The organism is Castellaniella daejeonensis (genome assembly GCF_039523555.1).
Lineage (GTDB): Bacteria > Pseudomonadota > Gammaproteobacteria > Burkholderiales > Burkholderiaceae_B > Castellaniella > Castellaniella daejeonensis.
Genome location: NZ_BAAAFN010000011.1, coordinates 64,586 through 88,827 on the forward strand (window position 1 = coordinate 64,586; position 24,242 = coordinate 88,827).

Annotated in this window: 25 protein-coding genes and 1 riboswitch; of the genes, 19 read left to right on the forward strand and 6 right to left on the reverse strand. The window is 66.1% G+C overall.

Annotation, left to right across the window (positions count from 1 at the left end):
• Positions 1 to 41: 41 nt before the first annotated feature.
• A complete protein-coding gene (gene nadC, locus ABD022_RS07450) occupies positions 42 to 917 on the reverse strand; it encodes a carboxylating nicotinate-nucleotide diphosphorylase (protein WP_325125830.1) in 876 nt (291 codons plus the stop codon).
• The gene (nadA, locus tag ABD022_RS07455; RefSeq protein ID WP_325125833.1) at positions 914 to 2,050 is read right to left on the reverse strand and encodes a quinolinate synthase NadA; all 1,137 of its coding nucleotides are present in this window, start codon (positions 2,048 to 2,050) and stop codon (positions 914 to 916) included. Before nadA ends, nadC begins: the two co-directional genes overlap by 4 nt.
• 142 nt (positions 2,051 to 2,192) lie before the next feature.
• A riboswitch (yybP-ykoY riboswitch) is annotated at positions 2,193 to 2,332 on the forward strand.
• A 78-nt stretch (positions 2,333 to 2,410) separates the two neighbouring features.
• Here nadA and ABD022_RS07460 point away from each other — a divergent pair.
• The 13 genes from ABD022_RS07460 to ABD022_RS07520 all read left to right on the forward strand — a co-directional run bounded on the left by ABD022_RS07460 (position 2,411) and on the right by ABD022_RS07520 (position 15,573).
• The gene (locus tag ABD022_RS07460; RefSeq protein ID WP_325125835.1) at positions 2,411 to 2,986 is read left to right on the forward strand and encodes a TMEM165/GDT1 family protein; all 576 of its coding nucleotides are present in this window, start codon (positions 2,411 to 2,413) and stop codon (positions 2,984 to 2,986) included.
• Positions 2,986 to 4,263, forward strand: a complete 1,278-nt coding sequence (locus ABD022_RS07465) for an arsenic transporter (RefSeq protein WP_414647455.1) — start codon at positions 2,986 to 2,988, stop codon at positions 4,261 to 4,263. The genes ABD022_RS07460 and ABD022_RS07465 overlap by 1 nt, the downstream gene beginning before the upstream one ends.
• Positions 4,264 to 4,430: 167 nt before the next feature.
• On the forward strand, positions 4,431 to 6,323 hold the full coding sequence (locus ABD022_RS07470) for an FAD-dependent monooxygenase (RefSeq protein ID WP_343820707.1): 1,893 nt from the start codon (positions 4,431 to 4,433) through the stop codon (positions 6,321 to 6,323).
• Between the two features lie 25 nt (positions 6,324 to 6,348).
• Positions 6,349 to 7,524 (forward strand): ABC transporter substrate-binding protein, encoded by a 1,176-nt coding sequence (locus ABD022_RS07475; protein ID WP_343820708.1) that lies wholly within the window; start codon positions 6,349 to 6,351, stop codon positions 7,522 to 7,524.
• Positions 7,525 to 7,570: 46 nt separating this feature from the next.
• Positions 7,571 to 8,509 (forward strand): LysR family transcriptional regulator, encoded by a 939-nt coding sequence (locus tag ABD022_RS07480; protein ID WP_325125841.1) that lies wholly within the window; start codon positions 7,571 to 7,573, stop codon positions 8,507 to 8,509.
• Between the two features lie 164 nt (positions 8,510 to 8,673).
• Positions 8,674 to 9,432, forward strand: a complete 759-nt coding sequence (locus ABD022_RS07485; protein WP_343820709.1) for an IclR family transcriptional regulator — start codon at positions 8,674 to 8,676, stop codon at positions 9,430 to 9,432.
• Between the two features lie 37 nt (positions 9,433 to 9,469).
• Entirely contained in the window at positions 9,470 to 10,210 is a 741-nt protein-coding gene (locus tag ABD022_RS07490; protein ID WP_414647457.1) for a transporter substrate-binding domain-containing protein, read from the forward strand.
• A complete protein-coding gene (locus tag ABD022_RS07495) occupies positions 10,207 to 10,875 on the forward strand; it encodes an amino acid ABC transporter permease (protein ID WP_325125845.1) in 669 nt (222 codons plus the stop codon). Before ABD022_RS07490 ends, ABD022_RS07495 begins: the two co-directional genes overlap by 4 nt.
• Positions 10,872 to 11,657, forward strand: coding sequence for an amino acid ABC transporter ATP-binding protein (locus ABD022_RS07500; protein WP_343820711.1), 786 nt, complete (start codon positions 10,872 to 10,874; stop codon positions 11,655 to 11,657). Before ABD022_RS07495 ends, ABD022_RS07500 begins: the two co-directional genes overlap by 4 nt.
• Complete coding sequence (gene hutG, locus ABD022_RS07505; RefSeq protein WP_343820713.1) at positions 11,654 to 12,589, forward strand: formimidoylglutamase; 936 nt, start codon at positions 11,654 to 11,656, stop codon at positions 12,587 to 12,589. The genes ABD022_RS07500 and hutG overlap by 4 nt, the downstream gene beginning before the upstream one ends.
• Positions 12,590 to 12,658: 69 nt before the next feature.
• Positions 12,659 to 13,252 (forward strand): HutD/Ves family protein, encoded by a 594-nt coding sequence (locus ABD022_RS07510; RefSeq protein ID WP_325125852.1) that lies wholly within the window; start codon positions 12,659 to 12,661, stop codon positions 13,250 to 13,252.
• A gap of 225 nt (positions 13,253 to 13,477) precedes the next feature.
• Complete coding sequence (locus ABD022_RS07515) at positions 13,478 to 14,299, forward strand: motility protein A (protein ID WP_325124704.1); 822 nt, start codon at positions 13,478 to 13,480, stop codon at positions 14,297 to 14,299.
• Positions 14,296 to 15,573 carry an OmpA family protein gene (locus ABD022_RS07520; protein ID WP_343820716.1) on the forward strand — a complete coding sequence of 426 codons (1,278 nt, stop codon included), beginning with the start codon at positions 14,296 to 14,298 and terminating at the stop codon, positions 15,571 to 15,573. The genes ABD022_RS07515 and ABD022_RS07520 overlap by 4 nt, the downstream gene beginning before the upstream one ends.
• A gap of 21 nt (positions 15,574 to 15,594) precedes the next feature.
• On the opposite strand, the gene ABD022_RS07525 is transcribed toward ABD022_RS07520, so the two are convergent.
• Positions 15,595 to 16,023 (reverse strand): DUF411 domain-containing protein, encoded by a 429-nt coding sequence (locus ABD022_RS07525; protein WP_325124706.1) that lies wholly within the window; start codon positions 16,021 to 16,023, stop codon positions 15,595 to 15,597.
• Positions 16,024 to 16,126: 103 nt separating this feature from the next.
• Positions 16,127 to 16,423: an acylphosphatase gene (locus ABD022_RS07530; protein ID WP_325124707.1), complete on the reverse strand. Its 297-nt coding sequence runs from the start codon at positions 16,421 to 16,423 to the stop codon at positions 16,127 to 16,129.
• Between the two features lie 296 nt (positions 16,424 to 16,719).
• Between ABD022_RS07530 and ABD022_RS07535 the strand changes: the two genes are divergently transcribed.
• Positions 16,720 to 17,979, forward strand: a complete 1,260-nt coding sequence (locus tag ABD022_RS07535) for an NAD(P)/FAD-dependent oxidoreductase (protein ID WP_325124708.1) — start codon at positions 16,720 to 16,722, stop codon at positions 17,977 to 17,979.
• 81 nt (positions 17,980 to 18,060) lie between these two features.
• On the opposite strand, the gene ABD022_RS07540 is transcribed toward ABD022_RS07535, so the two are convergent.
• Both ABD022_RS07540 and arsC read right to left on the reverse strand, forming a co-directional pair.
• Positions 18,061 to 18,843, reverse strand: coding sequence for a bestrophin-like domain (locus ABD022_RS07540; protein ID WP_325124709.1), 783 nt, complete (start codon positions 18,841 to 18,843; stop codon positions 18,061 to 18,063).
• Between the two features lie 72 nt (positions 18,844 to 18,915).
• Positions 18,916 to 19,260 (reverse strand): arsenate reductase (glutaredoxin), encoded by a 345-nt coding sequence (arsC, locus tag ABD022_RS07545; protein WP_343820719.1) that lies wholly within the window; start codon positions 19,258 to 19,260, stop codon positions 18,916 to 18,918.
• Between the two features lie 99 nt (positions 19,261 to 19,359).
• Here arsC and ABD022_RS07550 point away from each other — a divergent pair, with 99 nt between their 5' ends.
• The 5 genes from ABD022_RS07550 to ABD022_RS07570 all read left to right on the forward strand — a co-directional run bounded on the left by ABD022_RS07550 (position 19,360) and on the right by ABD022_RS07570 (position 24,233).
• The gene (locus tag ABD022_RS07550) at positions 19,360 to 20,202 is read left to right on the forward strand and encodes an RsiV family protein (protein WP_325124711.1); all 843 of its coding nucleotides are present in this window, start codon (positions 19,360 to 19,362) and stop codon (positions 20,200 to 20,202) included.
• A 184-nt stretch (positions 20,203 to 20,386) separates the two neighbouring features.
• Positions 20,387 to 21,391 (forward strand): sulfate ABC transporter substrate-binding protein, encoded by a 1,005-nt coding sequence (locus ABD022_RS07555; protein ID WP_325124712.1) that lies wholly within the window; start codon positions 20,387 to 20,389, stop codon positions 21,389 to 21,391.
• A gap of 4 nt (positions 21,392 to 21,395) precedes the next feature.
• On the forward strand, positions 21,396 to 22,253 hold the full coding sequence (gene cysT, locus ABD022_RS07560) for a sulfate ABC transporter permease subunit CysT (protein ID WP_325124713.1): 858 nt from the start codon (positions 21,396 to 21,398) through the stop codon (positions 22,251 to 22,253).
• A 19-nt stretch (positions 22,254 to 22,272) separates the two neighbouring features.
• Positions 22,273 to 23,163: a sulfate ABC transporter permease subunit CysW gene (gene cysW, locus ABD022_RS07565; protein WP_343820720.1), complete on the forward strand. Its 891-nt coding sequence runs from the start codon at positions 22,273 to 22,275 to the stop codon at positions 23,161 to 23,163.
• A complete protein-coding gene (locus tag ABD022_RS07570; protein WP_325124715.1) occupies positions 23,160 to 24,233 on the forward strand; it encodes a sulfate/molybdate ABC transporter ATP-binding protein in 1,074 nt (357 codons plus the stop codon). Before cysW ends, ABD022_RS07570 begins: the two co-directional genes overlap by 4 nt.
• The last annotated feature ends 9 nt before the right edge of the window (positions 24,234 to 24,242 follow it).

Below are 24,242 nucleotides of genomic sequence, written 5' to 3' on the forward strand. Positions count from 1 at the left end.
CAGCCGGTGGCCGGCTCCGCCGGCCGGGCGTCCGTGCGGAATCAGGTGATCCGCATGGAATAATCGACGGCCTGGACATCCTTGGTCAGGCTGCCGATCGAGATCCGATCCACGCCCGTCTGCGCGATTGCGCGCACGGTCTCGTGGCGGATGCCGCCGGATGCTTCCAGCAGGGCACGGCCCGCGTTCAGCTCGACGGCGGCTTTCAGGCCATCCAGGCTGAAATTGTCCAGCAGCACGGACTTGGCGCCCGCGTCCAGCGCCTGCCGCAGTTCCTCGAGCGATTCGACCTCGATCTGGACCGGGACGCTGCCGCCCGAGACCTTTTGCGCGGCCCGCAGGGCGGCAGCGATGCCGCCCGCGGCCATGATGTGGTTTTCCTTGATCAGGATGCCGTCATACAGGGCAATGCGCTGATTCTTGCCGCCGCCCACGCGTACCGCGTATTTTTCGGCCAGGCGCAGGCCGGGCAGGGTCTTGCGGGTATCCAGGATGGCAGCGTGGGTGCCGGCCGTCAGGTCCACGTAGCGGCGGGTTGCCGTGGCGACGCCCGAGAGCAGTTGCAGGAAATTCAAGGCCGTGCGCTCGGCGGTCAGCAGGGCGCGGGCCGGGCCGTGCAGCCGGCAGACCACGGAGTCGGCCTCCATCAGGTCGCCTTCGGCATAGGCCCAATCGAGCAGGATGTGCTTGTCGACCCGATGCATCACGGCTTCGAACCAGGGCGCGCCGCACAGCACGGCGGGTTCGCGCACGATCACCTGGGCGGCCTCGACTTGCTCGCCGGGGATCAGCAGCCCGGTCAGGTCGCCCGTGCCGACGTCTTCGGCCAGGGCGCGTTCGACGTTGGCATCGAGGGACGATTGCAGGGCGGGCGAGAAGGGGGCGTGGGGGTTGCGCAGGGTGGAAGCGACGCTCATGCCGGACCGATCCCCGAAAACAGGGCCTGTTCCTGCGCCAGGTCGGGGCCGGGGCGGGTGTTGCGGCGGCGTGCCGCGGCAAAATCCAGCATGCGGTCGATGCAGATCTTGGCCTGGCGGCCCAGGGCCGGATCCAGGCGGACTTCGTTGGTGCCGAATTCGAGCGCATCGGCCACGCCCTTGAGGGAATTCATGGCCATCCAGGGGCAGTGGGCGCAACTCTTGCAGGTGGCCGACTCGCCGGCCGTGGGCGCGGCAATGAAGGTCTTGCCGGGTGCGGCCAGACGCATCTTGTGCAGCAGCCCCTGGTCGGTGGCCACGATGAAGGTCGTGGCCGGCGATTCGGTCACGGCCGCCAGCAACCGCGAGGTGGAACCCACGACGTCGGCCTGGGCCACGACGGAGGCGGGCGATTCGGGGTGCACCAGCACCAGGGCGTCCGGGTGTTCCTTGCGCATCAGGTCCAGCTCGAGACCCTTGAATTCGTCGTGCACGGTGCAGGATCCCTGCCACAGCACCATGTCGGCGCCGGTTTCGCGCTGGATGTAGGAGCCCAGGTGGCGGTCGGGCGCCCAGAGGATCTTCTTGCCCTGGCGATGCAGCTCGGAGACGATGTCCAGGCCGATCGAGGACGTCACCATCCAGTCGGCCTGCGCCTTCACGGCGGCGCTGGTATTGGCGTAGACCACCACGGTGCGGTCCGGGTACTGTGCCCGGAAGGCGGCGAAGGCCACCGGATCGCAACCCAGGTCCAGGGAACAGGTAGCGTCCAGGTCGGGCATCAGGATGCGTTTTTCGGGCGAAAGGATCTTGGCCGTTTCACCCATGAAGCGCACGCCCGAGACCACCAGGGTGTCGGCCGCGTGGTCGCGCCCGAAGCGCGCCATTTCCAGCGAATCGGAAACGCAGCCGCCGGTTTCCTCGGCCAGGTCCTGGATGTCGGCATCGACGTAGTAGTGCGCGACCAGGACGGCATTGCGGGATTTCAGCAGCCGCCGGATGCGGTCTTTCTGGAATTCGCGTTCCTGGGGAGACAGCGGCGGATTCACCCGGGCCCAGGCTTCGGCCACGGTGTGGGTGCCGACAGCCATGTCCGGGCGGTCGAATTCGACGATTCGGGTACCTGAGGGCATGATGGATATGGAAGGAAGGGGAAAAACGTGTAGAAGTCCATCATACGACAAAGCCGCCCGCATCGCCCGGCGCATCCTTGCGCGCAGGGCGGGAATCGCCGCCGCGCGTCCGCGGGCGGGGAAATCCCCGGTATAATTCGCGCCACCCGTCATCGGGGAGTAGCCGACCCGCGTGCCGCGCCGTCCCAAGGACAGCGCATCCCGCGCGGTGCATGCGTCAACACACTTGGCCATCCGGCCATGGCGCCTGCGGCCCACCGGTATCCGCACATACCGGGGCCTGGCAAGACCGCTGACTGCGTTTCCCGCCGCATGGGGCCGGCGGGGGCGTAGTCGCGTCAGCCCCGGACGTTCCTCTTCATGGATGCCTTCCTCGTTTCCACCGGTGTGGTCGCTCTGGGTGAAATCGGCGACAAGACCCAGCTGCTGGCCATGGTGCTGGCCGCCCGTTACCACCGTCCCGTCCTGATCTGCCTGGGCGTGCTGATTGCCACCCTGGCCAACCATGCCCTGGCCGGTCTGGCCGGCCAGCTGGTCGCCCGGCTGCTCGATCCCACCGTCCTGCAATGGCTGCTGGGGATTTCCTTCCTTCTCATGGCCGGCTGGCTGCTGATCCCCGACAAGCTCGACGAAGCGCCGGCGCCAATGCGCGGCCTGGGCGTGCTGGCGGCCACCATTACGCTGTTCTTCCTGGCGGAAATGGGTGACAAGACCCAGATCGCCACCGTGGCGCTGGCCGCCCGCTACGACAGCCTGGTCGCCGTGGTGGGGGGCAGCACCCTGGGCATGATGCTGGCCAATGTCCCGGCCGTGTATTTCGGCGCACGGGCGGCCGACCGCCTGCCCGCACGGCTGATACACGGTATTGCCGCCGTACTGTTCGCGAGCCTGGGCGGGCTGACGCTGCTGCACGCCGCCGGGATCCTGGGGGCCTGATGCTCGCCCTGGCCCTGTTCATCCTGACGCTGGCGCTGGTCATCTGGCAGCCGCGCGGCCTGGGGATCGGCTGGAGCGCCTGCCTGGGTGCGGGGCTGGCGTTGCTGACCGGCGTGATCCAGCCGGCCGACATCCCGGTCGTCTGGGGCATCGTCTGGAACGCCACGGGTACCTTCGTCGCGGTCGTGATCATCAGCCTGCTGCTGGAAGCCGCCGGCTTCTTCGAGTGGGCCGCATTGCACATGGCGCGATGGGGCGGCGGCCGGGGCGGGCGCCTGTTCGTCCTGATGGTGCTGCTGGGCGCCGGCGTCAGCGCCTTGTTCAACAACGACGGCGCGGCGCTGATCCTGACCCCCATCGTGGTCGCCATGCTGGCGGCGCTGCGATTCTCGCCCCGCGCGACGCTGGCCTTCGTCATGGCGGCAGGCTTCATCGCCGATGCCGCCAGCTTGCCGCTGGTGGTGTCCAACCTCGTCAACATCGTCACGGCAGATTATTTCGGCATCGGCTTCGCCCGCTACGCGGCCGTCATGATGCCCGTGAACCTCGCTGCCATCCTCGCCGCGCTGGCGGTGCTGGGCGTGCTGTTTCGCCGGGCCATCCCGCCGCGCTACGACGTGCAGCGATTGCCGCTGCCGGCGACCGCCGTGCGCGACCGGCCGACGTTCGTGGCAGGGTGGGGCGTGCTGGCCTGGCTGCTGCTCGGTTTCTTCGTGCTGGAGCCCATGGGCGTCCCCGTCAGCGCGACGGCGGCGGCCGGCGCCCTGGTCCTGGCCGCGATCGCTGCGCGGGGCGGGCGCATCCCGGTCCTGCGGCGGGTGCGCGGCGCGCCCTGGCAGATCATCGTGTTTGCCCTGGGGATGTACCTTGTGGTCTACGGGCTGCGCCATGCCGGCCTGACCGGATTTCTGACGCAGGCGCTGGGCTGGCTGGCGGGAAGAGGGGTCTGGACGGCCGCCCTCGGCACGGGGTTGCTGAGCGCCACGCTGTCGTCCCTGATGAACAATTTGCCTACGGTCCTGATCGGTGCCCTGTCGATCGAGGCATCGCAGGCGCAGGGCGCCGTGCGCGAAGCCATGATCTACGCCCACGTGATCGGCTGCGACCTGGGCCCCAAGCTGACGCCCATCGGCAGTCTGGCAACGCTGCTGTGGCTGCACGTGCTGCGCGGCCGCGACATCCGCATCGGCTGGGGGCAGTACTGCCGCACGGGGCTGGTGCTGACGCTGCCGGTATTGGCCGTTGCACTGGCGGTGCTGGCCTGGCGGCTTGGCTGAGCCTTGCCCCCGGCCACCGGTTTCATCGTTCAGGTATATCTTTTCCAGTATCGATGATAGGAATATTTCATTCTTAAAAATATGAAATAGACGCAATCCATACCTAGAATATCCGGCAGTTCTTCTCGCGAAAAGATCCCCCATAAGATTCCTTTCAGGAGACTGTCTTGAAATACCATCACCATGGGTACGTCTCGCACGACCCGCGCATCCAGGCACCCGCAGGGGCCGGGATCGATCGCCCGGAAGAATTGCCCGAACGCGTGGACGTGCTCATCGTCGGCGCGGGGCCGGCCGGGATGATCACTGCGGCCCAGTTGTCCCAGTTTCCCGGCATCGTCACGCGCATCGTCGATCGCAGGGCAGGGCGCCTCGAGGTCGGCCTGGCCGATGGCCTGCAGCCGCGCAGCCTGGAAACGTTCGAGGCCTTCGGTTTCGCGCAGCGCCTGGCCGCGGAAGCCTGCCATGTCACGAAAACCGCATTCTGGAAACCGGACCCGCAGAACCCCGCGGACATCGTCCGGGTTTCCCGCGTCGACGAAGATCCGCACGATGTCAGCGAATATCCCCATCTGACCGTCAATCAGGCCCGCGTGCTGGACTATTTCGCCGAATTCATGACCAATGCGCCCACGCGCATGAAGCCGGATTACGGCTACGAATTCCTGGGGCTGACGGTTGCCGACGAAGGCGATTATCCCGTGGCCGTGCGGCTGGCGCGGGTCGGAGACGCAAGCGGCGGGCAGCGCATCGTCCATGCACGCTACGTCGTGGGAGCCGACGGCGGGCGCAGCGGCGTGCGCAAGGCGATCGGCCTGGCGCTGCAGGGCGTATCGTCGAACCATGCCTGGGGCGTCATGGATCTGCTGGCCGATACCGATTTCCCCGATATCCGCACCAAGTGCGCGATCCAGTCCGAAGCCGATGGCAACATTCTCCTGATCCCCCGCGAAGGCGGTTTCCTGTTTCGCCTGTATGTCGACCTGGGCGAAGTGAACGAGAGCGATGCGGGTGCCGTGCGCAACATGCCGGTCGAGCAGATCATCGAACGTGCGCAGCGAATCTTCCATCCCTACCGGCTGGACGTGCGCGAGGTGGCCTGGCACAGTGTGTACGAAGTCGGCCACCGGCTGTGCGACCATTTCGACGATGCCATCCCCGTGGCGGGAAAGGCGCCGCGTTCTCCGCGCGTGTTCATTGCCGGGGATGCGGGCCATACCCACAGCGCCAAGGCGGGGCAGGGCATGAACGCCTCGATGCAGGACGGATTCAATCTGGGCTGGAAACTGGGGCATGTCCTGGAAGGCCGCAGCCCCGCCCGGCTCCTGTCGACCTATTCGGCCGAGCGCCAGAAGATCGGCCAGGACCTCATCGACCAGGATCTGCGCTGGGCCACGCAGATGGCCAAGTCGTCGGAAGCCTTTGCCACCCATGCCGAGTTCGAACAGGCCTATTTGCGGATCACAGAATTCGCCCAGGGATTCATGACCTGCTACGCGCCTTCGATGATCGTCGCCCCGGCCGCGCACCAGTCCCTGGCCGCGGGCTATCCGGTCGGCAAGCGGTTCCGGTCCGCGGAAGTGATGCGCGTGGCCGATGCCAACCGCCTGCACCTGGGGCACGAGGCCCGGGCCGACGGCCGCTGGCGGATCTACGTATTCGCCGACTCGGCGCGCGCCGGCGAGGATTCCCCCCTGGCGGCGCTCGGGCGCTGGCTGGACGAATCCCCCGAGTCGCCCATCCGGGGCTACACGCCGGCCGGCCTGGACGAGAACGCCTGGTTCGACCTGAAGGTGATCTATCAGCAGGACTATGCCGCGGTGGACATCGGCCGGGTCCCGGCGGTCTTCCTGCCGCGCGTGGGAACGCACCGGCTTCCCGATCTGGAAAACGTGTATGCGGCGTTGCCGGACCGGGATATTTTCCAGCTGCGCGGCATCGACCGGCAGGGCGCCGTCGTCATCGTGCGGCCCGACCAGTACGTGGCCAACGTGCTGCCGCTGACAGCCACGGACGAACTGGCCGGATTCATCCGGTCCTTTGCGGCCCGCCAACAATGAACATTGTCCAACAAGGAGAGAGACCATGAAACTTCACAACATCCTGGGCGCCGCCGCCCTGGCCGCGGCTGCGGCGGCGGTTGCATCGCCAGTCCAGGCCAAGGACTTGAAAATCGGCCTGGTCCTGTCGGTGTCGGGGCCCTATTCGGACTACGGCAAGCAGATCCAGAACGGCATCGAGGCCTACATGGCCCAGCACGGCGATACGGTCGCCGGCCGCAAGGTGACGCTGATCGTCAAGGATGACACCGGCATCGCCCCGGCGGTGGCCAAGCGCCAGGCGCAGGAACTGCTGATCAAGGACAAGGTCGACATCCTGGCCGGATTCGACCTGACGCCCAACGCCTTCTCCGTCGCCCCCCTGGCCACCGAGGCCAAAGTGCCCATGATCGTGATGAACGCGGCCACGTCCTCGATCACGGAAAAATCGCCCTACATCGCGCGTGTATCGATGACTCTGCCGCAGAGCTCCTGGGCCATCGCCCAATGGGCCGTGAAGAACGGCATTCATTCGGCCTACATCCTGGTGGCGGACTACGGACCGGGGCACGATGCCCAGCAGCAGTTCAAGAAGACCTTCACCGAACTGGGCGGCAAGGTGCTCGGCGAAGTCCGCACGCCGGTCAGCACGCCCGACTACGCGCCGTTCCTGCAGCGCGTGAAGGACACCCGTCCGGATGCGCTCTTCTTCTTCGTGCCGCCGGGCAGTTCGATGGTGGCCCTGGCGAAGAACTTCCGCGAAATGGGCCTGGACAAGCTGGGCATCAGGGAAATGGGCCCCGGCGACATGACCGATGAAAACTCCCTGCCGGCGCTGGGCGACAATGCGCTCGGCATGATCACGGCCTTCCATTATTCGGCGGCCCACGATTCGCCGGAAAACAAGGCATTCGTCGCGGCCTACGCCAAGTCCCACCCCAAGGACCGCCCGAACTTCATGGCCGTGGGCGGCTACGACGGCATGCAGCTGATCTACAAGGTGCTCGAAAAGACCGGCGGCGACGCCAGCGGCGATGCGTTCATGGCGGCTGCCCGGGGCATGGCATGGGAAAGCCCGCGCGGTCCCGTGCAGATCGATCCAGAAACCCGCGATATCATCCAGAACGAATACATCCGCAAACTGGAGCGGGTCGACGGCGAACTGCAGAACATCGAGTTCGCGACCTTCGAGGCCGTGAAGGACCCCGGCAAGCAGCCCTGAGTCCGAAGGTCGGTCGCCGCCGGCGCGCCCCATCCTGGAGCTTCTCATGGCTAGCGATTGGACCGACCGCATCCGGCTGCGCAATCTCAGGTTCTTGCTCAGCCTGGCCCAGACCCGCAACCTGAGCCGCTCGGCGGCCGCGCTGCACACCACGCAGCCCGGCCTGTCGAAATGGCTCAAGGACCTGGAAAGCGACGTGGGCCTGACGCTGTTCGAGCGTCATGCCCGCGGCCTGACGCCGACGGTCCATGGTCAGGCGCTGATCGAGCATGCCCGCCGCATCGAAGCCCAGCTCGACCGGGCCGCGGCTGACATGAACATCCTGCGGGAAGGCGGAGCAGGGCACGTCGCCCTGGGCGCCTCGGGGGTGGCGGCAACCGAGGCCGGGCCGCTCGCCGCGCTGGAGATGGCTGCCCGCATGCCCAGCCTGCGCATCGATCTGGTCGAAGGCACCATGGACCTGCTGCTGAATCAGCTCAGCCAGGGAGACCTGGACATCGTCATCGGCCGGACGATCGAGGACGATCCGAGCCTGGAAAGCTTCGATTCCGAACTCTTGTATACCGAACCGGTCGCCCTGGCCGTGCGGCGCGACCATCCCCTGGCCGATCGCGGCGCCATCGGCTGGGACGACGTCCTGGAGTACCGCTGGGTCGTCTGGCCGCGGGGATCGCCGATCCGCAAGGCGCTGGAAACCGCCCTGGCCGCGGCGGGCCTGAGCCTGCCCCCCAATTACATCGAATCCAATTCGGTCATCGCCAATATCGCGCTGCTCAGGAACAGCGATGCGATCGGCGTTGCCTCGCATCGTTCGGCGAGCGCCCTGGCGGAAATGGGCCTGCTGCGCATCCTGCCCCTGACGCTGCATTGCTTTGGCTCGGTGTCGATGTACTGGCGCCGGGACGAGTATCGTCCGAAATCGGTCGAACTGGCGCTGGATTGCGTTCGCCACGTACTGCGCGGGCCGGATGATGCGCTTCAGTGATTTCCCTTAGATTCTCATTTGATAAGAATAATACAGAAGAAATTATCAAAAAATCCTTATGATGAGCCTCATTCCGTAGGGGAACGAGCGTCCGGCAGAGGCCAGCCCGCCGCCGCCACGGCCTCTTCACCGAACCGCTGTTTCCATCGCGAGGGCTCATCCGCATGCAAGAAGATCACGCTGTGGCCAAAGGCGGCGCCGAGCGGGTCCTGCACGTTCTGGCAACGCTGGCCCGGCTCGGGCGTGGCGCCACGATTCCCGAATTGATGGATCTGACCGGCCTGGCACAAAGCACGCTGTATCGCCAGTTGTCGCTGTTGAAGCGCTGGGGTTTCGTGATCGGCCGGGACAACGAATTCTCGCCCGGGCCGATGTGCGTGCCCCTGGCCTGGGGGTTCGACCAATCGTCGTTCCTCACGCTCGAATCGCACGAAGAAATGGAAGCCCTGTCGACACAGAGCGGGGAGTCGATCGGCCTGCTCGTGGCCGTCAAGCACCAGATCGTCTGCCTGGACATGGTCGAGAGCCGGCATCCGCTGCGCTGTTCGTTCGTCAAGGGACGGATGCTGCCGCTGTGCAAGGGCGCTTCGGCCAAGGCGCTGCTGGCATTCATGCACGTCGAGCAGCGGCGCGCCGTGCTGGACCAGCTGCGGCGCGACCAATTGCTCGACGACGAGGCACTGGCCGGGCTGGAAGAGCAGCTGGAACGCATTCGTGCCCAAGGGTACGCGGTCACCAACGGCGAGGTCGATGCCGGTGTCTGGGGCGCGAGCGCGCCCCTGTACCAGCATGACGGCCATGCCGCGGTGGCCGTCATCACCATGATGGCGCCCTCGCTCAGGGCGCAGGGACAGGAAGAACGATTCATCGAGATGACAGTGCGCGGGGCGGCGCATATTTCATCGCGGCTGCAAAGCCTTTGACCACAGACACGCCCACACCGAGGAGACTTTCATGAAACTGACCCAGACTTTCCGCATCACCCTGATGGCCCTGGCATTGGGCGGTGCATCTGCCGCCAGCCAGGCCGCGTCCGACACCATCCGCGTGGTCACCGATCCGACGTTCCCTCCCATGGAGATGACCGTGGACGGCAAGCGGACGGGCTTCGACATCGAACTGACCGAGGCGCTGGCCCAGGCCATGGGCAAGAAGATCGCCTGGACGGACATCGACTTCAAGGGCTTGATCCCCGCGGTGATTTCCGGACGGGCCGACGCCGCCATGTCGGCAATCTACATCACCGACGAACGCAAGAAGGCCGTGGATTTCACGGATTCCTACTACGCGGGCGGGCTGGTGGTGCTGACCAAGCAGGACGGCCCGGTCAAGACGCTGAAGGATCTGGACGGCAAGCGCGTCACGGTGCAGGTCGGCACCAAATCAGTGAACTACATGCAGCAGCACTATCCCAAGGTGCAGCGGGTCGAGGTGGAAAAGAACCAGGAAATGTTCAACCTGGTGGATATCGGGCGGGCGGATGCCGCCGTGACGGGCAAGCCGGCCGCCAAGCTGTTCGCACAGCAGAATCCCGGCTTCACGGTGCTGGACGAGCAGATCACGACCGAGGAATACGGGATCGCGGTGAGCAAGAACCAGCCTGAATTGACCCAGGAGCTGAACCAGGCGCTCAAGACCATACGGGCCAATGGCGTGTACCAGCGCCTGGTCGACAAGTGGTTCGAGGGCAGCAAGCAATGAATCTCGACTTCACGCCCGCGATCGCAGGCTGGGAAGACTTGCTGCGCGGCACATGGGTGACGGTCGAAGTCACCGTGTGCGCGCTGCTGCTGTCCTGCTGCCTGGGTCTGCTCATCGGCATCGGCCGCCTGAATCCGCAGCGCAGGATTCTCTACAAGGCGTGCAGCGTCTACCTGTCCTGCTTCCGGGGCACGCCCTTGCTGGTGCAGCTGTTCATCTGGTTCTTCGGGTTGCCCCGTTTCGGCATCCTGCTGCCCGCTTTCGTCTGCGGCGTGCTGGGCATGGGGATGTACTCGGCATCCTACGTCTCGGAGGTCGTGCGCGGCGCGATCCAGTCCGTGGACAGGGGGCAGATGGAGGCGGCGCGATCCCTGGGCATGTCCTCGACACAGGCCATGGTCAAGATCATCCTGCCGCAGGCGATCGTGCGCATGATCCCGCCGCTGGGCAACGAGTTCATCGCCCTGATCAAGAACTCGGCGCTGGTTTCCCTGGTCACGATCCACGATGTGATGCACGAAGGCCAGAAGATCATCAGCGTGTCCTATCGTTCGCTGGAGGTCTATCTCGTGATCGCGCTGATCTACTGGATTCTCACCAGCGCCACATCGAAAATCCTGCGTCGCGTCGAGCTGCGCCTGCAGGCCGGAGGCATGGTGCAATGAACACATCCGATGTCATGATCCGGATCAGCGATCTCCACAAGTCGTATGGAGACAATGCGGTCCTGAAGGGCGTGGACCTGGAAGTCGACCGTTCCCAGGTCGTGGTGGTGATCGGTCCCAGCGGTTCGGGCAAGAGCACCTTGCTGCGCTGCTGCAACGGACTGGAAATCGCCCAGCGCGGCACCATCGATATCTGCGGCGAGCGCTTGCTGGACGCAGGCGCACTCATGGCCGAGAAGCAACTGAACCACCTGCGCACCCGTGTGGGCATGGTGTTCCAGTCCTTCAACCTGTTTCCGCACCTGACCGTGCTGGAGAACGTCACCATCGGCCCGCGCACCCTGCGCGGCGCTTCCGCCGCGCAGGCGGATGAAAAAGGCCTGGCGCTCCTGACCAAGGTCGGGCTCGAATCCAAGGCCCGGGCCATGCCCAACAGCCTTTCGGGTGGACAGAAGCAGCGGGTGGCAATTGCCCGGGCGCTGGCCATGGAACCCGAAGTCATGCTGTTCGACGAGCCCACGTCGGCACTGGACCCCGAACTGGTCGGCGAAGTCCTGCAGGTCATGAAGCTGCTCGCCAAGGAAGGCATGACGATGATGGTCGTCACCCACGAAATGGGCTTTGCCCGGGAAATGGCGGACACCGTGGTCGTCATGGACTATGGCCGGATCATCGAGGCCGACCGGCCGGACATCATTTTCCAGCAGCCCAGGCACGAGCGCACCCGCTCGTTCCTGCAGGCGGTGCTCAGCAAGGGACCCGTGGAGGCGGGAGCATCATGAGCGATACGCTCTGGAAGGGGCGCAACGACGCGTCCGAAATGGGGGATACCCGCAGGCTGTTCCAGATCGTGCGTACCGATCCGGCAGGCTATGGGGCCGGGGACGCCGTGTTGCTGGGCTTCGCCAGCGATGCCGGCGTGCGGCGCAACCACGGCCGCCCGGGAGCCAGCAGGGGGCCCGAGGCGATCCGCCGCATGCTGGCCAACCTGCCGGCGCACGACCTGGAGCGGTTCTGGGATGTCGGCGACGTCGTCTGCGAGGGCGATTTGCTGGAAACTGCACAGCAGGCCCAGGCACGCAAGGTCTCGGCCGTGCTGGCCGCAGGCGCGCTACCCGTGACGCTGGGCGGGGGGCACGAAGTCGCCTGGGCCAGCTTCCAGGGGCTGGCGGGCCATCTGGCAGAAGAGGGCGGGGCGCCGCCGCGCATCCTGATCGTCAATCTGGACGCGCATTTCGACTTGCGCACCAGCCGGCCGGGATCATCGGGCACCCCTTTCGACCAGATCCTGGAATACGGCAGGAACCATGGCCTGCCGATCCGCTACGCCTGCCTGGGCGTTTCGCCCGTGGGCAACACGCGGGGACTGTACGACCATGCGCGGGCACTGGATGTCTTCTACGTCGAAGACATGGACATGCAGGAGCGCCACCTGGCCAAGCGCCTGCGACAGATCGACGCGCTGCTGGCCGAGGCCGACCTGGTCTACCTGACGATCGACCTGGACGTGCTGCCCGCGGGCGTGGCCCCCGGTGTATCGGCGCCTTCTGCGCTGGGGGTGCCCCTGAGCGTCGTGGAGGCCTGCGCGTTGGCCGTCAAGCGCAGCGGCAAGCTGCGCCTGGCCGATATCGCAGAGATGAATCCGGATCACGATATCGATCACCATACGGCCCGCGCCGCCGCCCGGCTGGCCTGGCATCTGCTCAGACCCTGAACCATCGTGAGTCCTGAAGGCTTTTCCGACACGCTGCCCGCCGTGGATGGCCGGGCAGCTGCAAGCGGCTTGCGCGTCGTCCGCGCCGCCGGGCTGCGCGAGATCGCCTGGAAAAATGGCGGCGGCGTCACGCGGGAGATTGCCATCCATCCGGAAGGAGCGGGAATGGACGATTTCCTGTGGCGCGCCAGTGCCGCCGACATCGATGCGCCCGGACCATTTTCCCGATGGGAAGGCTTCGACCGCGTGCTGTTCGTTACCCGGGGCGGCCCAGTACGCCTGGCCCGGGAAGATACCGGACAGTCTGTCGTCCTGTCGGCAGGGCAAGGCTTCTGCTTCGCCGGTGAGACACCGTACCGCTGCGACGAACTGTCCGGTGGGCCTGTGCGGGACTTCAACCTGATGCTGCGGCGATCCAGGGCGCTCGGCCGCGTGCAGGCATGGCGCGGCTCACTCGTCAGGCATCTGGCGCCGGGGCATTGGCTGTGCCATGGATACCGTGGTACGTACGAGTTCGAGATATCGGACCGCTCGGGCCGGGACGTGCTGGAGGCCGGCGACACAGCGCATCTTTCCGTGGCGTCAGGCGAGCACCCGATCCTGAGGATGGTGCCCAGGTCCAATGATGCGGGGCTGATCATCGCGTGGATCGAAGCAGCCTAGGGCCCCGGAGACAGTTCAGAATCCGATTTCCATTACTTTACATAATATACATTATGCGAATTAAAGAAGGATCGGAACGGATAGCCGATCCGTCGTCCGCGAACTGCCCCCTGGCCGCATCCGGTTCCCGTCCGGGCCGGCGGCCCGGAAAAAACCCATTGTTTTTCAAGTGCCCGCTTCGCCGATCACGGTAAGATGCGTCTGTTTCATCCAATGGCTCCACACATGAACCCATCCACCTTGATCGGCATCGTCGCCAGCATCGTACTGCTGGTCATCGTCCTGTTCCTGTCGGCCGAGGATCCCGGACTTTTCATCGATTGGCCGGGCCTGGGAATCGTGCTGATCGGAACAGCGGCAGCCACCTTCATCGCCTATCCCTTGCGCGAAGTGATGCGCGTCTTCGGCCTGATCCGCAGTGTCGTGCACCACGAGCGCCTGGACGCCGACAAGGATCTCGAAGACCTGGTCGAGATTGCCCGCATCTGGATGCAGAGCGATATCCACGCCGTCGAGCAGGCCCTGGAACGGGTATCCAGTCCATTCCTGCGCAACGGCGTGCAATTCGTGATCGACAACGTGCCCGAGCAGGACATCCTCGACCTGCTGCAATGGCGCATCGCCCGCATGAAAGCCAAGGAGCACGCCGAGGCCCAGCTGTTTCGCACGATGGCGGGCTTTGCACCGGCCTTCGGCATGCTGGGCACGCTGGTGGGCCTGGTGAACCTGCTGTTCCTGCTGGGCGACGGCGACATCACGGCCATCGGCCGGCAGATGGCGCTGGCCCTGATGACGACTTTCTACGGTGTGCTGCTGGCCAACCTGGTCTTCAAGCCCATCGCGGTGAAGCTTGAACGCCGCACCGAACAGCGCCTGATCCTGATGAACACCCTGATGCAGGGCATCGCCATGATGAGCCAGAAGCGCAGCCCGGCCCTGATGCGGGAAACGCTCAAGGCCTTCATCGAGGATATCCGCGATGAGATCCGCGACCAGCAGCCTGCGCCCGCTGCGACCCCCGGGGACAAGGAACCGGAGCCCTCATGAGGCACGCATCCGGCGACTTGAATCCGGCCCAGGCCATTGTCCAGCGCATGCGGGCGATGGAGACCGAGCTGCAGCAGGCCCGGCAGGCCTTGCGGCGCGATCGCAAGCGCGCGGACGTCGACCGCTGGAGCCTGGAGCAGAAGCCGGCCGACTCGGCCCAGGAAGAAGGCTGGTTCATGACCTATCTGGACATGATGACCCTGCTGCTGGTCGTCATGATCGTGATGCTGGCGTTCTCCGGGTCGATCGGCAAGCGGGCCGGCAAGCCTGGCACGGCCGGACAGGCCGGCACGCAGCCTGTCGTCGCCATGGCGCCGATTCCCGAGCCGGACGCGCCCTATCCCTATCCTCCGGTCCCGGCCGACGAAATCTTCCTGCCTCCTCCGCCTCCGGCCGAACCGGTGCATTCCCCGCTGTACGGAACATTTCCCGAATTCGAACCCGCGCCCTCGCCTGTTCCTGCCGCCTCTGCCGGGATGGCGGCGCCGGACGGAGCCGAGGCGCCGGCGGATCATGCTGCCCAACCCATGCCGACCGGGGCGCCAGATGTCCCCGAAACGCCGGCTGGGAGCCCCTCGGCGGCAACGGACCATGCCGCCGAGCCGGCAGCGCCGGGCGCTTCGACGACTGCTCCCGCACCCGACCAGGCTCCCGCCTCCGTTCCTGCACCGGCAGCCCAGCCCCCGGCTGCCGAACCGGAGGCACCCGCCACCGCCACGCCGCCCTCCTCGCCTTCCGCCGGCATGGAAAATTCCCGGCCGGCTTCCGCACCGGCCGTGCCGGAGGCAAAACCGGAAGAATCGTCCGAAGGCGCCGCCTTGGCGGCCTCGCTGCCGCTTGGGGAACTGGGCCATGACGTCGAGGTGATCGTCAACCGGCGTTCCATCAGCTTCCGCATCAATAGCGAGATCCTGTTCGGAACGGGTCAGGCGGACCTGAGCCGGGAAGGCCTGTCGGTGCTTCAACGCATGGCCAAGGTGCTGTCCGACGCCGGCTACGATGTCACGGTCGAAGGCCACACGGATTCCGTGCCGGTGCGCAGCAACGCCCGCTATCCGTCGAACTGGGAACTGTCCAGCGCCCGGGCAGGCAGCGTGGTGCGCTATCTGCAGGCCAACGGCATTTCCAAGGGGCACCTGAAGGCCGTGGGCTACGCCGACTCGCGGCCAATCGCCGACAACCGCACGGCCGATGGCCGGGCGCGCAATCGCCGCGTGGAACTGGTGGTGGAAAAACCGCACGAAGACACGGACGACGCCCGCCCCGCGCGATGACGGCCCGGCCCCGAAGCTGCCTCAGTCGCGCGAGAACGGCCTGCCGTCGAAGTCGACCGTGACCAGGTTGCCGTCCATCGCTCCCATGCCGGGGGAATTCAGGGGCATGCCGGGCGCTGCGGCGCCGCGCATGTCTTTCGATGCCAGCAGCTTGCGCACCGCCGAGGCGGGAACGTGGCCTTCGATGATCTGGCCGCTGGATTCCAGCCGCGCCGTGTGGCAGGACGCCAGATCCATCGGCACGCCCAGCCGGGCCTTGACGGCCGCCATGTCGGACGAAGGCACCTCGCGCACATCGAAACCCTCGGCACGCATGTGCTCGGCCCAGCCGTGGCAGCAACCGCAGTTCGGATCCTGGTAGACGGTGACGGCCTCGCCCGCCTGAGCATGCACGGACAGGGATGCGCTCAGGATGGCGGCCAGCAAGCCGATGGTGGAGAGTCGTTTCATGCATACCTCGGATATGGGCAAGCCCGCCGGCCATCGGCGGGACATGGGGATTGGGCAGCGAAAAGGCGGTTTGGTTCAATCGCCCCTCGGGTGGCGCCCCGGATCAGATCTGTTCGAATCGCTCGTAATGCCGATCGGTCGGGGTTTCCGTGTGCGATACGCCGGTCACCCGCGCTGCGGGCGGCCCCTGGAGCAACCAGGACAGCATGCGGTCGACGGCGGTGCGCTCGCCCTGGATCAAGGCCTCGACGCGGCCGTCGGGCAGGTTGCGCACCCAGCCGCCCAGCTTGAGCTGGTGGGCCTGGCGGACGGTGGCGGCGCGAAAGCCGACGCCTTGCACGCGGCCTTCGACGAGGACGGACAGGGTTTCGAGATCGTGGTGTTCAGGCAGGGATTTCATAAGCCTTGAGCAAACAGGCAGAGTCGGGATTTCGGAAAATGGCAAGAGCTTGCCCGATCACCGCACTGTAACCGAAACAGGCGGCGATGCCTTGGCGCCCCTGGAATCATCGGCAGATACCGGGCCCGCCACCAGGCGGTCCCGAATACCCATTCACAGGTTCAGGTTTCTTGTTGCGACAGTCATAAAGACATAGCCCATCGGTCGTTCTCGCGGCGAAGACCCGATCCTAGAATGATCGCATCGTGCCGCAGGGCTCCCTGCCCCAGGCTCCATCCGACCCATTCGAGGCCTTCATGAGCAACGCATCCATCCGCAAGCACTCCGTGGTGATCGTCGGTGCCGGCACCGGCGGGACCACCGTCGCCGCCCAGCTCCGGCGCCAGGAGCCCGGCCTGGACATCGCCATCATCGACCCGTCCAGCCACCACGACTACCAGCCCGCATGGACGCTGGTGGGCGGCGGCGCCTACAAAGCCGAGGACACCCGACGTCCCCTGCACGACTGCCTGCCCGACGGCGTGCGGCACATCGCGCAGCGCGTGACCGCACTGCTGCCAGACGAGCGCCAGGTGGAGCTGGACGACGGCACCCGCGTGGCTTACGACTACCTGGTGGTGGCCGCCGGGATCCAGATCAACTGGAACGCCATCGACGGCCTGGCCGAGGCCTTGGGAAAGAACGGCGTGACCAGCAATTATCGCTATGATCTTGCGCCCTATACCTGGGAACTGGTGAGCCGGTTCCAGGGCGGCACCGCGATCTTCACCCAACCGGCCGGTGCCGTGAAATGCCCCGGCGCCCCTCAGAAGGCCCTGTACCTGGCGGCCGACGATTTCCGCCGCCGGGGGGTCAAGGCCGACAGCCTGCAATTCCGCACGGCCGGCGCCTCGGTCTTCGGCGTGCCGTTCTATGCGCAGGCGCTGGACAAGGTGATGGCATCCTACGGCGCGCAACCGCGCTTCGGCCAGAACCTGGTGCAGGTGCGCGGCGAGGAAAAGATCGCCGTCTTCGAGTCGGTGATCGACGGCGAAAAAGTGCGCGAGGAAGTCAGCTACGACCTGCTGCATGTCGTGCCGCCGCAAAGCGCGCCCGATTTCATCCGCAACAGTTCCCTGGCCGACGCCAATGGCTGGCTGGAAGTGGACAAGAACACGCTGCGCCATGCCCGCTATCCCAACGTGTTCGGCCTGGGCGACTGCACCTCGACGCCGAACAGCAAGACGGCCGCGGCCATCAAGAGCCAGGCTCCCGTGCTGACGCTGAACCTGCTGAGCGTCCTGCGCGGCGCCGGCAATGTCGAAAGCTACGACGGCTACGCCGCCTGCCCGCTGACGACATCGCGCGGCAAGGTCCTGCTGGCCGAATTCACCTACGGCGGCACGATCACGCCCAGCTTTCCGTTCGATCCGCGCATTCCACGGCGCTTCTACTGGTGGCTCAAGCGCAGCTTCATGCCCTGGTTCTACTGGAACATCCTGCTGAAGGGGCGCGGCCTGCCGGTGACGCACCGCACGCGCAGCTTCCCGACCGGCGTCCCCTCGGTCCAGCCCTGAGGCGGTTTCCGCGCGAGCCCCGGGCCGTCCCATGTGCGGCCCGGGGCGCCTCCGTTCATGGGCTTGCCGCGCGCCGCCGCCCTAGCCCCGGATCAGCAGCACGGACAAAGAAGTCGGCTCGATGATGGTGGTACCGGTGAAGGGCCGGTCGAACGAGGCAATCAGGTAGAGCGTGGCACCGAAGCCCAGGGAAAACAGCACCAGGGACAGGGCCAGCGGGCGCCTCTGGCCCATGTGCAGTTCGCTGAGCACGCAGGCGGCAACGAACAGCAGCACCAGCACGGCAACCCATTTGGTCGGCAGCACCCGGTCATGCGAAACCAGCAGGCGCTGGTTGCGGGCATTTTCGATATCCGTCGTGTAGCGCCGCAATGATTCGGCGGCGCGCTGCAGCCCGATCTGGTCGGTTCCGGCCTCGATCCGCACCGAGATGACCATCAGGGTCTCCAGCTGGTCTTCCGCAACCTGGCTCGCTCGTCCGTCGCCCATCAGGGGCCATTCGACCTCGATGACTTCGCGGATGTAATCGTCAAGCACGCCGGTGACCTGTTCCCGCAGTTCGGCCGGCAGGAACTTGGCGACGCGCAGCGTGTCGGCCACGGCAATGGCTTCCTGCTCCACGGCGGCACGGCCCTTGGCGTCCTGCTGCCAGATGTCGGACGCCACGAAAGCGATCACGATGCCGGTGGGCAGCAGGATGCCCGAAAGCATGGTGTTGACCATATTGGAGCTGTGCGGGCCGGGCGGCCACAAACGGCGCAGGATGCGCATCAGGATCAGGGCGGTGGCCGAAAGGAACCCCACCAGCAGCACACAAACGGCGAACATGGCCCATTCGGGCAGGTCATACATGAAATCGAACACGGCGAGGCCCTCGCTGGGTGTCGGTGCATATGGTCCGCCGCAGGCCCATGCCGGGCGGACACCGGAACGGGATCAGAGGATTTCCTGGATCCTTTCGAAGGGGCGGCACAGGCGCGTGCCCTTGTCCGTGACGACGAAGGGCCGGTTCAGCAGAACCGGATGCCGTTCGACGGCGTCGAGCAATTGTTCGTCGGTCAGCGCGGTGTCCGCCAGCCCCAGGGATTCGTAGGCGGGTTCCTTGGGGCGCAGCGCGTCGCGCACCGACAGGCCGGCCGCCCGGATCATATCGCGCAGTTCGGCGCGCGGCGGCAGTTCGTGCAGGTATTCGACCACTTCGACGGGGCGGCCCGTGGCCTGGAGCGTTTCCAAAGCCTTGCGTGACGTGCTGCAGCGCGGGTTGTGGTAGATTCTGATCATGCGGACCCCACAGGTTGAAAAGCCCTCATTATCCATGATTGGAGCGCCTGAAATCACCCGTTCCGCCTTCGATCAGGAACACCGCCAAACATCCCGCCCATGATGATTCCGCCGATGTACCCGTCGTCCCTGAACCGCTCACCGTTTTCACTGCGCCCTGCCCTGTCGATCGCCGCGCTGGCGCTGACCCTGGGGCTGGCCGGCTGCGCCAGCGGCCCCAAAGACGATCTCAGCCTGATGCCTGCCCAGCTGGATCAGCAGACCAGCCGCTCGGGCCTGTTCACGCAACCGGTCAAATGGTCGCGCGAACGGCCGGGTTGCCAGGGCGAATGCCCGAAGCTGACGGTCGATTCACTGGCTTTCCCCGGCCATCCCCGCCTGACGGAACTGGTCGACCACGCCCTGGCCGCCATGACCTGGGTCGATACGCAGAACCCGGCCCCCTACGACACGCTGGACAGTTTCGAAGCCTATTACTGGAAGACCGCCGCATCGCGCGACGAGGTCCAGCTGACGGCGCGCACTCGTTACCGCAACGAGCGGCTGACCGTGGTCGAACTGGACGCTGGCCAATACCGGACCGGCATGGCCCACGGCATCACCGGGTCGCAGCTGCTGAACTGGGACAATACGGCGGAAAAGGCCCTGACGATCGATAATCTGCTGGCGCCAGGCGCCAGGCCCGCCTTCGATGCCGCGCTGCGCGAAGAACACACGCGGTGGCTGGATCAGCATGCCGACGCCATCGACAACCGGGACAACTTCAACCGCATGTGGCCTTTTGCGTCCAGCGACAACGTGGGGCTGACCGACCTGGGCGTGCTGGTCAAATACCAGCCCTACGAGATCGCACCCTATGCCTGGGGACAGCCCGAGCTGCTGATTCCCTACGAACGCCTGCGCGGCATCCTGCGCCCGCAGTTCCTGCCGCCGCAATCCTGAGGCACGACACGCACGGGGTGCCGCCGTGCACGGCGGGCATCCGGGGCCACGAGGCCCCGCATACGCATATAGCAGCGCTGCATAATGCGCGGCATTCATATCGTTGGACAAAACGATTCGTTCTTTCCCGGAAAGGAACTCTTTAACCTGATACCTCGATTCCCGTATCTCGAGGTTCCTTCCCATGCGATTCCGATTCCTGCTGTCCCTTGCGGCGGCCGTCTGCCTGGCCGGCGCGGCCCAGGCAGCCGACATCACACTGCTGAACGTGTCCTACGACCCCACGCGGGAGCTGTACCAGGCCTACAACCAGGCATTCGCCCGGTACTGGCAGGACAAGACCGGCGACCACGTCACCATCCGCCAGTCGCACGGCGGCTCGGGCAAGCAGGCGCGTTCGGTGATCGACGGCCTGCGGGCCGATGTGGTGACCCTGGCGCTGGCGCCCGACATCGACGCCATCGCCGAGCGTGGCTCGATCCGCCCGGACTGGCAGCAGCAACTGCCCCTGAACAGCGCGCCCTACACATCCACCATCGTTTTCCTGGTGCGCAAAGGCAACCCCAAGCACATCCGCGACTGGGACGATCTGATCAAGCCCGGCATCCAGGTCATCACGCCCAACCCCAAGACGTCCGGCGGCGCGCGCTGGAACTATCTGGCGGCCTGGGGCTATGCCCTGCGCCAGCACGGCGGCGACGAGGCCAAGGCGCGGGAATTCGTCGGCAGGCTCTACCGGCAGGTGCCCGTGCTGGATTCGGGCGCGCGGGGATCCACCACCACCTTCGTCGAACGAGGGATCGGCGACGTGCTGCTGGCCTGGGAAAACGAGGCTTTCCTGGCCATCGAGGAACTGGGTCCCGACAAGGTGGACATCGTCGTGCCATCCGTCAGCATCCTGGCCGAGCCGCCCGTGGCCGTGGTGGACAAGGTCGTCGATGCCCAGGGCACCCGCAGCGTGGCCCAGGCCTACCTGGAATACCTGTATTCCGAAGCCGGCCAGGAAATCGCCGCGAAGAACCACTACCGCCCCACCCTGCCGGCGGTGGCCGAGCGGCACGCGCAGCAGTTCCCGCAGCTGTCGCTGTTCAAGATCACGGACGTGGCGCCGAGCTGGGCCGAAGCGCAGAAGACGCATTTCGGGGATGGCGGTGTGTTCGACCAGATCTACAAGCCGAGCGGGCAATAAGGCCATGGCCACGACTCTCACTTCCCGGGCGCCGGGTGCGCGCCGGGTCCTGCCCGGCCGCAACCTGACGCTGGGCCTGACGCTCACTTACCTGTGCCTGGTGGTCCTGCTGCCCTTGTCGGCGGCCTTTCTGACTGCCTCGTCCCTGAGCTGGAACGCCTTCTGGCAGGCCGTCACCGCACCCAGGGTGCTGGCCTCGTACCGCCTGAGCTTCGGCGCGGCACTGCTGGCGGCAGCCGTGAATGCGGTGTTCGGCGGCATCGTGGCCTGGGTCCTGGCACGCTACGAATTCCCCGGCAAGCGCCTGATAGACGCCCTGGTGGACCTGCCCTTCGCCCTGCCCACGGCCGTGGCCGGGATCGCACTGACCGCGCTATACGCGCCCAACGGCTGGCTGGGCGGGCTGCTGGCGCCGTTGGGGATCCAGGTGGCCTTCAAGCCGCTGGGCGTGGTGGTGGCACTGATCTTCATCGGCCTGCCTTTCGTGGTGCGCACCGTCCAGCCTGTGCTGGAAGACATGGCGCCCGAATACGAAGAAGCGGCCAGCAGCCTGGGCGCGTCCCGCAGCCAGGTCTTTGCCCGTGTGGTCTTCCCCGCGATCCTGCCGGCGCTGCTGACGGGGTTCGCGCTGGCCTTCGCCCGGGCGGCCGGCGAATACGGTTCGGTGATCTTCATCGCCGGCAACATGCCGATGGTTTCGGAAATCGCGCCCCTGCTGATCGTCACCAAACTGGAGCAATACGACTACGCGGGCGCCACGGCCATCGCCGTGGTGATGCTGGGGATTTCCTTCCTGCTGCTGCTGTCCATCAACCTGCTGCAGGCCTGGGTGCGGCGGCGTTCCACCGGCCAGGCCGATTGACCACGGATACCTCGATTCCATGACCACCATCGTTCTCGATCCCCTTGCCCGGAACGCGTCTGCCGCGCAACCGGCCGCGGAGGGCCGGTTCGTCCGCCTGGCACTCATGACGGCGGCATTCGGCTTCCTGTTCCTGTTTCTCTTCATTCCGCTGGCGGCGGTTTTTCACGAGGCGCTGAGCAAGGGCTGGGAAGCTTGCCTGGCTGCCATCGTCGAGCCGGACGCCCGGTCCGCGATCCGCCTCACCCTGATCGCTGCCGGGATCGCCGTGCCGCTGAATCTGGTCTTCGGGGTCTGCGCCGCCTGGGCCATCACCCGTTTCGAGTTCTGCGGCAAGAATCTGCTCATCACCCTGATCGATCTGCCCTTTTCCGTATCTCCCGTGATCGCGGGCCTGATCTATGTGCTGATGTTCGGCGCCCAGGGGTGGTTCGGCCCCTGGCTGCAGGCGCACGACATCCAGATACTCTTCGCCGTGCCCGGCATCGTGCTGGCCACGGTCTTCGTCACCGTGCCCTTTGTCGCGCGCGAACTGATCCCGCTGATGCAGTCCCAGGGCTGCGAGGAGGAGGAAGCCGCCATCGTGCTGGGAGCCTCGGGCTGGCGCGTCTTCTGGCACGTGACGCTGCCCAACATCCGCTGGGGGCTGTTCTACGGCGTGATCCTGTGCAATGCGCGCGCCATGGGGGAATTCGGCGCGGTGTCGGTGGTGTCCGGCCATATCCGCGGCCTGACCAACACCCTGCCCCTGCACGTGGAAATCCTCTACAACGAATACAACTTCGCGGCGGCCTTTTCGGTGGCGTCGCTGCTGGCGCTGCTGGCACTGCTGACGCTGGCCCTGAAATCCCTGGCCGAATGGCGCCTGCGCGTCCAGGCCGCCCGCATCGCATCGGAGCAATCCTCATGAGCATCGAAGTCCGTCATATCCGCAAGCAGTTCGGCGCGTTCAGGGCGCTGGACGACGTATCACTGGCCTTTCCGGATGGCCGGCTGACCGCGCTGCTGGGGCCGTCCGGCTGCGGCAAGACCACACTGTTGCGCATCATCGCGGGCCTGGAGCACCCGGATGAAGGACAAGTCCTGCTGGAAGGCCAGGACGCGTCCCACACGCACGTCCGGCAGCGGCAGGTCGGCTTCGTATTCCAGCACTATGCGCTCTTCAAGCACATGACGGTATTCGAGAACGTCGCTTTCGGCCTGCGGGTGAAGCCTCGCGCCCAGCGGCCGGACGAGCGCCGGATCCGCGAAAAAGTCATGGGGCTGCTGGAACTGGTGCAGCTGGACTGGCTGGCCGACCGCCGTCCGGCCGCCCTGTCGGGTGGCCAGCGCCAGCGGATCGCGCTGGCTCGCGCCCTGGCGGTGGAACCGCGCGTGCTGCTGCTCGACGAACCGTTCGGCGCGCTGGATGCCAAGGTGCGCAAGGAACTGCGGCGCTGGCTGCGCCGCCTGCATGATGAACTGCACATGACCAGCCTGTTCGTCACGCACGACCAGGAAGAGGCGCTGGAAGTCGCCGACGAGGTCGTGATCATGAACAAGGGCCGGGTCGAACAGCAGGGTGCCCCGCAAGCGGTGTACGACGCTCCGGAAACGGCTTTCGTCTACGGTTTCCTGGGACACGTGAACCTGTTCCACGGTCGGGTCCGGGACGGGCGCCTGCACACCGGAGGCGCGGCACTGGAAGTGCCGGGCCTGGAAGCCGCGGCCGACGCACCGGGCACAGCCTATGTCCGGCCGCACGATATCCAGATCGAGCCGCTGCCGGCGGCGGGCCAGCCTGCGGTCGGACGGGGGTTGCTGGTGAACCTGCAGCGGGCGCACGCCTTCGGGCCGCTGGCGCAGCTGGAATTGCGCCGCGAGGACACCCAGGAAATCATCGAAGTGGTGATGCCCAGCCTCGAATTCGACCGCATCCGCGCGCAAGGCCACCGGCGCTTCATCGCCAGGCCCCGCCAGGCGCGGGTATTCCTGAACTAGTCCGGTGCA

Coding starts and splice junctions, on each gene's coding strand:
- nadC (WP_325125830.1), bottom strand. CDS start 917: ATGAGCGTCGCTTCCACCCTGCGCAACCCCCACGCCCCCTTCTCGCCC.
- nadA (WP_325125833.1), bottom strand. CDS start 2,050: ATGCCCTCAGGTACCCGAATCGTCGAATTCGACCGCCCGGACATGGCT.
- ABD022_RS07460 (WP_325125835.1), top strand. CDS start 2,411: ATGGATGCCTTCCTCGTTTCCACCGGTGTGGTCGCTCTGGGTGAAATC.
- ABD022_RS07465 (WP_414647455.1), top strand. CDS start 2,986: ATGCTCGCCCTGGCCCTGTTCATCCTGACGCTGGCGCTGGTCATCTGG.
- ABD022_RS07475 (WP_343820708.1), top strand. CDS start 6,349: ATGAAACTTCACAACATCCTGGGCGCCGCCGCCCTGGCCGCGGCTGCG.
- ABD022_RS07480 (WP_325125841.1), top strand. CDS start 7,571: ATGGCTAGCGATTGGACCGACCGCATCCGGCTGCGCAATCTCAGGTTC.
- ABD022_RS07485 (WP_343820709.1), top strand. CDS start 8,674: ATGCAAGAAGATCACGCTGTGGCCAAAGGCGGCGCCGAGCGGGTCCTG.
- ABD022_RS07495 (WP_325125845.1), top strand. CDS start 10,207: ATGAATCTCGACTTCACGCCCGCGATCGCAGGCTGGGAAGACTTGCTG.
- ABD022_RS07500 (WP_343820711.1), top strand. CDS start 10,872: ATGAACACATCCGATGTCATGATCCGGATCAGCGATCTCCACAAGTCG.
- hutG (WP_343820713.1), top strand. CDS start 11,654: ATGAGCGATACGCTCTGGAAGGGGCGCAACGACGCGTCCGAAATGGGG.
- ABD022_RS07515 (WP_325124704.1), top strand. CDS start 13,478: ATGAACCCATCCACCTTGATCGGCATCGTCGCCAGCATCGTACTGCTG.
- ABD022_RS07520 (WP_343820716.1), top strand. CDS start 14,296: ATGAGGCACGCATCCGGCGACTTGAATCCGGCCCAGGCCATTGTCCAG.
- ABD022_RS07525 (WP_325124706.1), bottom strand. CDS start 16,023: ATGAAACGACTCTCCACCATCGGCTTGCTGGCCGCCATCCTGAGCGCA.
- ABD022_RS07530 (WP_325124707.1), bottom strand. CDS start 16,423: ATGAAATCCCTGCCTGAACACCACGATCTCGAAACCCTGTCCGTCCTC.
- ABD022_RS07535 (WP_325124708.1), top strand. CDS start 16,720: ATGAGCAACGCATCCATCCGCAAGCACTCCGTGGTGATCGTCGGTGCC.
- arsC (WP_343820719.1), bottom strand. CDS start 19,260: ATGATCAGAATCTACCACAACCCGCGCTGCAGCACGTCACGCAAGGCT.
- ABD022_RS07550 (WP_325124711.1), top strand. CDS start 19,360: ATGATGATTCCGCCGATGTACCCGTCGTCCCTGAACCGCTCACCGTTT.
- ABD022_RS07555 (WP_325124712.1), top strand. CDS start 20,387: ATGCGATTCCGATTCCTGCTGTCCCTTGCGGCGGCCGTCTGCCTGGCC.
- cysT (WP_325124713.1), top strand. CDS start 21,396: ATGGCCACGACTCTCACTTCCCGGGCGCCGGGTGCGCGCCGGGTCCTG.
- cysW (WP_343820720.1), top strand. CDS start 22,273: ATGACCACCATCGTTCTCGATCCCCTTGCCCGGAACGCGTCTGCCGCG.
- ABD022_RS07570 (WP_325124715.1), top strand. CDS start 23,160: ATGAGCATCGAAGTCCGTCATATCCGCAAGCAGTTCGGCGCGTTCAGG.